The organism is Sphingobium sp. (assembly GCF_035511395.1).
In the GTDB taxonomy this organism is placed as follows: Bacteria; Pseudomonadota; Alphaproteobacteria; order Sphingomonadales; family Sphingomonadaceae; genus Sphingobium.
This window is the reverse complement of the sequence record NZ_DATKFP010000319.1, coordinates 1-3138: the sequence shown is the minus strand read 5'-3', so window position 1 is coordinate 3138 and position 3138 is coordinate 1. Positions and strand designations below refer to the sequence as shown.

The window sequence follows — 3138 nt, the reverse complement described above, 5'->3', positions numbered from 1 at the left end:
TGGAGACGCGATCGCCTTGTAATGGGCCAGCATCGCCGCTTCGACCTCGGGTGGAACGTCTCGCCGGGCATCCTGCAACAGCGATACCAGATCATAGGCTGGATGACCGGCCAGCGCGTCCTGAAAATCGAGCAGGCCGAGCCCCCAAGCTTCGGGTCGATCGATCAGCATGATGTTTTCGGCATGATAATCGCGCAAGACCGTGACGATCGGGCTGGCCGACTGATCGACGATCGGCAACACATCGTCCCAGGCACGGACATAGGCGTCTTCATCGACGGCAAGTTCGATGGCTGGGCAATACCATTCGGTCACGAGGCCGACCTCGCGTTGATAGACGCCGCGATCATAGGGAGGAAGTTCGGCAGCGGGCAGCTTGTGCAACTCGGCCAGCAGTTCGATCGCACGGCCATAAACGGTAAGTTGTTCACCGGGCCGATCCTGGACATGCTCCTTCAGCCGATCGTCGCCGAAATCCTCGATCAGCACCAGGCCTTCTTCCAGATCCCGCGCCAGGATGCGCGGAGCAGCGAAACCGTCGGCCACCAGATGCTCGGCAATGGCGATGAATGGACGTGGATCTTCATGCGGCGGCGGTGCATCCATTAGCACGGCGCGGCGACCGCCGTCCACGACGCGAAAATAGCGGCGGAAGGATGCGTCCCCGGCCAGCGGCACGATGGCGGCGTCGGGCCAGCCGGCCTTGGCGAGGAAATCGGAGGCGGATGCGGGCGGGATCATAGTTGGGACCATCGATCCGTCCAAGCCTCCGGCACGTCCGCTGTCAAGCGCCGCGCGCCATCCGGTTCGATTGCGATATGCAGGCGGAGGCTGTGCGGCCATAGCGCGTCGCCAAGTCGGTCCGGCCATTCGATGATGAGCAGGCTATCCATCAGATAATCGCCGAGCGCCAGTTCTTCCGCTTCCTCGGCATCGTCCAGCCGGTAGAGGTCGACATGGGCGACGGGCAACCGTACTTCGGGGACGTCATAGGGCTGCACGATAGCGAAGCTGGGGCTTGGCGCCTCGCCCTCCAGGCCAAGCGCTTCCAATATACCGCGTGCGAGCGTGGTCTTGCCAGCACCAAGCCCGCCTTCAAGCGCAATCACGTCGCCGATCCGGACATCGGCCGCAATCCGGTGGCCAAGGTGGAGCATCGCTGCTTCCCCCTCCAGACGCACGTCGGTTTCAGCCACGCGGCAACTCTATCACGACCATCGTCCCCTGCCCCTTTTCCGATATGAGTTGCAGCGCGCCGCCATGGGCCTGCGCCAGTTGCCGGGCAAGCGGCAGGCCGATGCCGGCCTTGCTGCCCGCGCGGGCCTGTTCGGCGCGGGCCACCGGATCGAATATAGCAGCTTGCTGGCTCAACGGAATGCCGGGACCATTGTCTGAAATCACGATACGCGCGCGGTCGACACTCCCGTCGCCATGTAGCAGGATGCGCGTCCCCCGGCCTGAATATTGCAGTGCATTTTCCAGCAGATGGTCGATCGCCTGACCGATCCGCCGCGGATCACCCTGCACCTTGCCCAGCGACGGCTCGATCTGGATGGCGAATTCAATGCCTTTGGCAGTGGCCTCGGTCCGCACCCGGTCGATGCTGGCATTCGAAACAGCCGTCAAATCGACGATCGTGCGCTCGATCGGCAATGTTCCGGCTTCTCCTTGCGTCAGGTCTAGCACATTGTCGATCAGCATCGACAGGCGTCCGGTACTTTGCAGGATGCCGTCGACATAGTCCTTTGCTGACTCGCTGAGTTCACCGGAATAGCCCGCGCTCATCATCTCGGCGAAACCGGCGATGGTGGTGAGCGGCGTGCGCAGTTCGTAACTCATGTTGGTGACGAACGCGGTCTTGATCTTGTCCGCCTGCTCCAGCGCCTCGTTGCGGTCGCGAAGCACTTGTTCCACTCGACGGCTGTCCGTCACGTCGAGCATGGTGAAAAGCGCGTTACCATCGGGCAGCGGGATAGCGGCAAATTCGAAGATGCGACCGTCTGCAAAACCGACATGGCCGACGCGCTGCTTGCGCTCGACAGTGGCAGTGCGCACCAGTTCGCGCACCAGGTTGGATTGCTGAGGCTTGCTCAGGCGCGACTGCACCTCGCGCATCAGATCATCGATGCGCGGATGGGTGGCGAGCATATCCTCGCTCGCGCCCCAGATAGCACGGAAACGGCTGTTCCACATCTGGAGGCGTCCGTCCGCGGAGAAGACACCGATCGATTCGAACAGATTGTCGAAGGTTGCGGTACGGACCCGCAACAGCGTGTCGCGCGCGCTCGACAACTGAACCTGTTCGGTACGATCTTCGAAAATCAGCAGTAGGCCGCCGTCTGGCAAAGGCTGGGCATAGACGCGCAGGTGCGTGCCGTCCTGCAACAGCCAGTTTTCCTCAAGCGGTTGGGGAGACAGGAACCAGTTGCGACGTTCCGACCGCCAGGCCGGGAAATCGCGATGCTCGGGCAGACGGCGCGAATCGCGCATCTGGTCGAGTACACGCTCGAACAGCGGTGCGTCGGCCAGCGCATCCTGCTGCAGTCCGAACAGGCTGATGAAGGGCTGGTTCCAGAAGCGGAGCGCGCGATCGGAACCAAAACGCGCGACGCCGGCGGAGAGGCGATCCAACAGGTCGCGCTGGGCGGCTTCCAGACGGCGATGTTCAACGCGGGCCTGCTCCAGTTCATGCTGATCGACGGCATAGCCGGCAATGCCAGCTTCGCCCAATGGTACGTCGACGACGCGCATGGTGCGGCGCTCGCCATTGATGGTCGCTGGTACCATCCGCTCGACTAGATCGTCCCGCGCCATCGCGTCGGCTGCTGCTGCCTCGGGCGGCACGCCACCGACCGATTCGACCAGTTCGATGCCCTGCATGATGACGTCGCGCGCATCCTGTCCATCGACCGCGCGTACATAGGCGCTGTTGACGAGACTGAGGCGAAGGTCGGGCGTCCGATGCCACATCGGGAAAGGCGCGGCCTCTACCAGGCCGGCGAGGGCTTCCAGCGCTTCACGCAACTGTTCAACCTGGGTCTTAAGGCCCTGGATTTCGCTCTGACTGTCCGTCGCGTCGAAAATCCAAAGGACGACACCGCCGCTGCCAGCAAGGTCTGGCCCCGCGGGCGCCCCGCG

General features: G+C 63.1%; 3 protein-coding genes. All 3 read right to left on the bottom strand.

Going from position 1 to position 3138, the window contains the following annotated elements:
- The coding region (locus tag VMR39_RS22275) for an aminoglycoside phosphotransferase family protein (RefSeq protein ID WP_325419208.1) at window positions 1–741 on the bottom strand (741 nt) is incomplete at its 3' end.
- Window positions 738–1157 (bottom strand): tRNA (adenosine(37)-N6)-threonylcarbamoyltransferase complex ATPase subunit type 1 TsaE, encoded by a 420-nt coding sequence (gene tsaE, locus VMR39_RS22270; RefSeq protein WP_414712575.1) that lies wholly within the window; start codon window positions 1155–1157, stop codon window positions 738–740. The genes tsaE and VMR39_RS22275, both read right to left, overlap by 4 nt.
- Window positions 1158–1188: 31 nt before the next feature.
- On the bottom strand, window positions 1189–3138 hold a 1950-nt coding region (locus tag VMR39_RS22265), incomplete at its 5' end, for a sensor histidine kinase (RefSeq protein WP_325419204.1).